7 protein-coding genes are annotated in these 6,243 nt (G+C 66.9%); 3 read left to right on the forward strand and 4 right to left on the reverse strand.

All coding sequences use genetic code 11. The features are described 5' to 3' along the window. Positions 1-43 precede the first annotated feature (43 nt). Complete coding sequence (locus RSO01_RS02275) at positions 44-352, forward strand: ArsR/SmtB family transcription factor (RefSeq protein ID WP_147145765.1); 309 nt, start codon at positions 44-46, stop codon at positions 350-352. 1 nt (position 353) lies between these two features. Next, entirely contained in the window at positions 354-986 is a 633-nt protein-coding gene (locus RSO01_RS02280) for a cation efflux transmembrane domain-containing protein (RefSeq protein WP_147145767.1), read from the forward strand. A gap of 1 nt (position 987) precedes the next feature. Here RSO01_RS02280 and RSO01_RS02285 read toward each other — a convergent pair whose 3' ends face one another. The 4 genes from RSO01_RS02285 to RSO01_RS02300 form a co-directional block, all read right to left on the reverse strand. Further along, positions 988-1,956 (reverse strand): hydroxyacid dehydrogenase, encoded by a 969-nt coding sequence (locus RSO01_RS02285; RefSeq protein WP_147145769.1) that lies wholly within the window; start codon positions 1,954-1,956, stop codon positions 988-990. A 5-nt stretch (positions 1,957-1,961) separates the two neighbouring features. After that, complete coding sequence (locus RSO01_RS02290) at positions 1,962-3,593, reverse strand: 3-(methylthio)propionyl-CoA ligase (protein WP_147145771.1); 1,632 nt, start codon at positions 3,591-3,593, stop codon at positions 1,962-1,964. A gap of 114 nt (positions 3,594-3,707) precedes the next feature. Further along, positions 3,708-4,700, reverse strand: coding sequence for an isopenicillin N synthase family dioxygenase (locus tag RSO01_RS02295; RefSeq protein WP_170302797.1), 993 nt, complete (start codon positions 4,698-4,700; stop codon positions 3,708-3,710). Continuing rightward, positions 4,697-5,686: an isopenicillin N synthase family dioxygenase gene (locus RSO01_RS02300; RefSeq protein ID WP_170302798.1), complete on the reverse strand. Its 990-nt coding sequence runs from the start codon at positions 5,684-5,686 to the stop codon at positions 4,697-4,699. The genes RSO01_RS02295 and RSO01_RS02300 overlap by 4 nt, the downstream gene beginning before the upstream one ends. A gap of 77 nt (positions 5,687-5,763) precedes the next feature. Between RSO01_RS02300 and RSO01_RS02305 the strand changes: the two genes are divergently transcribed. Continuing rightward, positions 5,764-6,192: an anthrone oxygenase family protein gene (locus RSO01_RS02305; protein ID WP_170302799.1), complete on the forward strand. Its 429-nt coding sequence runs from the start codon at positions 5,764-5,766 to the stop codon at positions 6,190-6,192. Positions 6,193-6,243 lie beyond the last annotated feature (51 nt).

Here is a 6,243-nt window from a genome sequence, read left to right on the forward strand (position 1 = left end):
TTGACAGGGATCGCTGGCAACGTACACTTGAACAGTTGTTCAAATGTCCAAAGCTAAGAAGACCATCCTGTCCGACGACCATGCCACCGCGCTGGCCGACCTGTTTCGCCTCCTCGGCGATCCGACGCGGCTGCGCATCGTGGTCGCCTGTTTGCGCACGCCGCTTGCGGTTTCCGATATCGCCGAGCGGCTCGATCTTTCGGTGTCACTGGTTAGCCACCACCTGCGTCTGTTGAAGGGCGCACGCTTGGTGCGGGCCGACCGGCAGGGCAAGCAGGTCTATTACGGCGCCGACGACGCCCACGTGCGGCGCATGGTCGAGGACATGGTCGTCCATATCGCGGAGCATTGAGATGAGTGCACATTGCTGCGGTCACGATCACGGTCACGGGCAATCATCGCCCGTCTATCGCCGCATCCTGTGGATCGCGCTCGCGGTCAATCTCGCCATGTTCGCGGTCGAGATCGGCGCCGGCCTCGCCGCGCAGTCGGCCTCGCTGCTGGCCGATTCGCTCGACTTCCTGGGCGACGCAGCCAACTACGGGCTGGCCCTGTTCGTGCTCGGCATGGCGCTGCAATGGCGCGCCCGCGCGGCGCTGATCAAGGCCGCCAGCATGGGCGTCTTCGGCCTGTGGGTCGCCGGCACCGCCATCCAGCACGCAGTCGCGGGGACAGTGCCCGAGGCGCCGGTGATGGGCGCGGTCGGCGCGCTGGCGCTCGCCGCCAACCTGGGCGTCGCCGTGCTGCTCTATCGCTGGCGCGACGGCGACAGCAACATGCGCTCGGTGTGGATCTGCACGCGCAACGACGCGATCGGCAACCTCGCAGTGCTGGTGGCGGCGGCGGGCGTGTTCGGCTCGGGCACGGGCTGGCCCGACTACATTGTGGCCGCGATCATGTCGGGCCTGGCCCTGGTCGGCGCCTTCCAGGTGACGCGCCAGGCGCTCGGCGAGCTAGCGCACACACGCGCGGCGCCGGCCGAGTAGGTCAGGCCTTCAGGACCTCGCCGTTCACCACCGCGTCGCGGTCGACACGGCCGGCGAGGAAATCGATCACGTTGCCGGCGGAATCCCAGGCCATGCGGCGCAGTCCCTCGGCCGTGCTGGCGGCGACATGCGGCGTGACCACGAGGTTGTCGAGCTCGAGCATGCTGAGCCCCTGCACCATGGGCTCGACGCGCAGCACGTCGAGGCCGGCGGCGCCCAGGTGACCGGACCGCAGCGCTGCTTCCAGAGCCGCCTCGTCCACCAGTGTGCCGCGCGCCGTGTTCACTAGAACGGCGCCGGGCTTCATGTGCGCAAGGAAGGCCGCGTTCACCATGCCGCGCGTCGACTCGTTGGCGGGAACGTGCAGGGTCACGATGTCGGCCTGGGCGAGGCCAGCGTCGCGGTCTTTGATGGCTTCATACCCAGCGCCGCGGATCGTCCCGGCAGGCAGATAGGGATCGTGGACCATGACCTGCGTGCCGAAGGCGCTGCACAGCCGGGCGACCCGGGTGCCGATGCGGCCGAAGCCCACGACCAGCACCTTGCGCCCGCCGAGCTCGAACGTGCTGGACTGGCCGCGCACCCGCCATTCGCCGCGACGGACGGCGGCCGATACCGGCACGACGTTGCGGGCGAGGTTCAGCATCAGCATCAGCGCGTGCTCGGCGACCGAGGCGGCGTTGGCCTCGGGCGTGATCATGAGCGCAATGCCGCGCCTGGTGAGCGCCGGCACGTCGACCAGGTCGTAGCCCACGCCATGCCGGCAGACGACACGCAGGCGCTCGGCCTTGGCCAGCAGCGCTTCGTCGACCGGCGTGCCGCGCACGATCAGGCCGTCGGCATTCTTGAGCCGGTCCACCAGCGACGCGCCGTTCGCGGTCGCCGGGTGATCGAGCGTGACGCCGGGTGCTGCGCGCAGGCGTTCGATGCCGTCCGGATGGATCGGATCGGCGACAACGATGTGGACCATGAGGGTTACGCCGTCGGCAGCTTGTAATCCTCGAACTGCTTGCGCAGCGCGGTCTTCAGGATCTTGCCGGTGGCGCCGTGCGGGATGGCCTCGATGAACTGCACGTCGTCCGGCATCCACCACTTGGCGATCTTGCCTTCCAGGAACTTCAGGATGTCGGCCTTGGTCACGTCGGCGTCAGGCCGCTTGACCACGATCATCAGCGGCCGCTCGTCCCACTTGGGATGCGCCACGCCGATCACGGCGGCCTCGGCGACGCCGGGGCAGCCCATGGCGGCGTTCTCGAGATCGATAGAGCTGATCCACTCGCCGCCCGACTTGATCACGTCCTTGGAGCGGTCGGTGATCACCACCGAGCCGTCGGCTTCGATCTTGCAGACGTCGCCGGTCATGAACCAGTCGTCCTCGAGGAACTGGCCCTTGCCGTCGCCCTTCATGTAACCCTTCACGATCCACGGGCCGCGCACCACGAGATTGCCCGACACGCTGCCGTCCTGCGGCAGGTCGTTGCCGGCATCGTCGATGATCTTCATGTCGCAGCCGAACACCGGCCGACCGGCCTTGGCCGTGATGGCGAAGCGCTCGGAGTCGGGCAGCTCTCGCTCGCCCCTGTTGAAGCGGGTCACCGTGCCGAGCGGGCTCATCTCGGTCATGCCCCAGCCCTGGATGACCTCGACATCGTGGTCCTTCCAGAAGCGCTCGATCATGGCGAACGGCACGGCCGAGCCGCCGATCAGGGTGCGCTTGACCGACGACATCTTGAGCTTGTTCTGGGCGCAGTAGTCGAGGAGGGCGAGCCACACCGTCGGCACGCCGGCGCTCAGGGTCACCTTCTCCTTGTCCAGAAGCTCGTAGATGCTGGCGCCGTCGAGCTTGGGACCGGGGAACACCAGCTTGGCGCCGCACATCGGCGCGGCATAGACCAGGCCCCAGGCATTTGCGTGGAACATCGGCACCACCGGCAGCAGGGTGGAGTCTGGATTCATCGGGATCGCCGAGCCGTTCGACGCCATGATCGAATGGATCATCGTCGAGCGGTGCGAGTAGAGCACGCCCTTGGGGTTGCCCGTCGTGCCCGAGGTGTAGCAGAGCGACGAGGCGGTCTTCTCGTCGAAGATCGGCCAGGTGAGCGTGCCCGGTTGCTTCGCGATCAGCTCCTCGTAGCACAGCAGGTTGGGGATCTTGGACGAGGCCGGCATGTGGGCGCGGTCGGTCATGACCACGACGTGCTTCACCGTCTTGAGGTGCGGGTACACGCCCTCGACGATCGGCAGCAGGTTGAGGTCGACGAAGATCGCCTTGTCCTCGGCGTGGTTGGCGATGTAGGCGACGTGCTCGGGCGCCAGCCGCGGGTTGATCGTGTGCAGGACGGCGCCGATGCCCGAGATGCCGAAATAGAGCTCGAAGTGGCGATAGGTGTTCCAGGCGATGGTGCCCACCGGGTCGCCGAGCTTGATGCCCAGCCCCTGCAGCGCCTCAGCCAGCTGCTTGGAGCGCCTGAGCGCGTCGCCGTAGCCGTAGCGGTGGATAGGCCCCTCGACCGTGCGGGTCACGATCTCGACGTCGGGATAGTACCTCCCGGCAAAGTCGATGATCTGCGAAATCAGCAGCGGACGGTCTTGCATCAGGCCGAGCATGGCGTTTCCTCTGTTACCCTTGCCGCCCGGAATGAAGGCTTATGCGATTGGCGGGCGGCTCCCCGCTTGGTTTCTAGACCGAGTCGAGGCCGGCCGGGAAGCGGCCCGAAGGCGTCATTCCGCCGCCTGCCGGTTGGCATCCGCCAGGAGGTCATACGTCCGTTTCTGGTACTGGATCATATAATCCGTGTACCAGGTCGTCGGGAATTTCGGCGGCCGGTCCGGGCCCACCGTCGTCGGCACCGAGGCCACCGGCCAGTCGATGTTGCTGTCGGTGAAAAAGGCCAGCGCATAGCGCTCGCCGCCGCTGCGATTGACCGCCCGGTGCGGCGTCGCCAGGAAGACGTCGTTGGTCCAGCGCTGCAGCATCTGGCCGCCGTTCACGACATAGGCGCCGGGCACGACGGGGGCGTCGATCCATTTGCCGGTCTGGGTGCGGATCGACAGGCCCGGCACGTTGTTGGGCGCCAGCAACGTCAAAAAGCTGGTGTCGGTATGCGGGGCGATGCCGAAATCGTCGTCAGCCAGCGCTTCCTGGTAGGGGTAGTGCGTCATGCGCAGCTTGTACTGGAAGTCGCGGAACGGCTCGTCGAAGTAGAGGACGGGCAGCTCGAGCGCCACGGCGTAGAGCCGCACCAGCTTGTGCACCAGCACTTCCAGCGCATCGCAATAGGCGACGACGGCCTCGCGGAAGCCCGGCAGGTCCTTGGGCCAGCGGTTGGCGCTGCGGAAGCGCCGGTCGGCCAGAACGTCGGGATGGTCGTCCGGCAGGTCGCGCGCCATGAAGAAGGCTTCGTTGAGATTGGCCTTGGTCACGGTCTGCACCGTCGAGGTGCGCAGCGTATCGCCGCGCATCGGCAGGTAGCCGACATTGTGCTTGTCGACCCTGACGTCCATCTTCCTGTCGAGCGGCAGGGCATGGAATCGCGCGGCCTGCTCGAAGGCGCCGCGGATCAGCGCCTCGGGCACGCCGTGATTGACGATGAAATAGAAACCGATCTCGGTGAGCGCAAAGCGCAGCTCGCCGGCCGTGCGTTGTAGCGCTCCGGGTTCCCCTGCTAGGTAGGGACCCAGGTCGACGACGGGAATGGTTTCGGTGTCGCTCACTCGGCCGCTTGCCGGTTGGCGTCGTTGAGCACGTCGTAGTTCCGCTTCTGGTACCAGACCATGTAGTCGCTGTAGTAGGTCGTCGGGTACTTCGGCGGGTTGTCCGGTCCCACGGTGGTGGGGACGGCGGCGACGGGCCAGTCGATATTGCTGTCGGCGAAGAAGGGGATGGCGTAGCGCTCGCCGCCGCTCCGGTTGATGGCGCGATGCGGCGTCGCCAGGAAGACGTCGTTGGTCCAGCGCTGCAGCATCTGGCCGCCGTTCACGACATAAGCGTCGGGGATGGCGGGCGCGTCGATCCACTTGCCGCTCTGGGTGCGGATCGACAGTCCCGGCACGTCGTTGGGCGCGAGCAAGGTGAGAAAGCTGGTGTCGGTATGCGGCGCCAGGCCGAACTCGTCCTCGACCGGGCCGTCCTGGTGCGGATAGTGCGTCATGCGGAGCGAATACTGGCAGTCCTCGAACGGCGCGTCGAAATACGTCGCCGGCAGGTCGAGGGCGCGGGCATAGAGGCGCACCATCTTGAGCACCAGCGCTTCCATGGTGTTGCAGTAGTCGACCACGGTCTCGCGGAAGCCGGGCAGGCCGTCGGGCCAGCGGTTGCGGCCGCGGAAGCGTCGGTTGGCCAAAACATCGGGATGGTCGGCCGCCATCTCGCGCTTCACGAAGAAGGCCTCGTTGAGGTTGGGCTTGGTGCCAGCCTGCACCGTCGAGGTGCGCAGCGTATTGCCGCGCATCGGCATGTAGCCGGTGCTGTGCAGGTCGATCTTGAGGTCGAGCTTCTTCTCGACGGGCTGGGCGTGGAAACGCTTCACCTCTGCGAAGGTCGCCTGGATCTTTTCCCGAGGCACGCCGTGATTGACGATGAAGTAGAAGCCGATCTCCGTCAGGGCGAAGCGCAGTTCCTTGGCCGTTCGGTCGAGCGCGCCCGGCTCGCCGGCGAGATAGGGGCCGAGATCGATGACGGGAATGGTCTCAGTGGCCATGGCGTACTCCTTACTGCAGCGGCAACGATAATGCCGCCGCCGCATTGTGGCCAGCAGGCCGGTGGAGGATAGCCATGCTGCTGGGGCATCTCGCCTTGATCGTCGCCGCATCGTTCGCCAGTGCAGCCTTTTATGTGAATTTCGCGGAGCAGCCGGCGCGGCTGGCGCTCGACGATCGCATGGCCTTGCTGCAATGGCAGCGTTCCTACGCGCGCGCTGCCCTGATGCAGGCGAGCCTGGCGCTGCTGGGCTTTCTGCTGGGCCTGGCCGCGTGGTGGTGGCAGGGCCGCGACGCGCTGTGGCTGGCCGGCGCCGTGGCGATGCTGGCGCCATGGCCCTGGACCCTGCTGGTCATCAAGCCGGTCAACGATCGGCTGAACGCAGCCGCGCCCGAGCGCGCGGGTGCCGACAGCCGCCTCCTGATCGAGCGCTGGGGTCGCCTGCACGCCGGCCGGACGGCATTCGGCATCCTGGCGACCATCCTGTTCCTGTGCGCGATCATCTAGCGCAGCTCGGACCGCGGGCTCCCGCCCGCTCATGATCATGCTCTTCCGGAC

It is taken from the genome of Reyranella soli (assembly GCF_007992495.1).
GTDB lineage: Bacteria > Pseudomonadota > Alphaproteobacteria > Reyranellales > Reyranellaceae > Reyranella > Reyranella soli.

Bases quoted from the DNA above. Each gene is read 5' to 3' on its own strand.
- RSO01_RS02275 (WP_147145765.1), top strand. From the start codon at position 44: ATGTCCAAAGCTAAGAAGACCATCCTGTCCGACGACCATGCCACCGCG.
- RSO01_RS02280 (WP_147145767.1), top strand. From the start codon at position 354: ATGAGTGCACATTGCTGCGGTCACGATCACGGTCACGGGCAATCATCG.
- RSO01_RS02285 (WP_147145769.1), bottom strand. From the start codon at position 1,956: ATGGTCCACATCGTTGTCGCCGATCCGATCCATCCGGACGGCATCGAA.
- RSO01_RS02290 (WP_147145771.1), bottom strand. From the start codon at position 3,593: ATGCTCGGCCTGATGCAAGACCGTCCGCTGCTGATTTCGCAGATCATC.
- RSO01_RS02300 (WP_170302798.1), bottom strand. From the start codon at position 5,686: ATGGCCACTGAGACCATTCCCGTCATCGATCTCGGCCCCTATCTCGCC.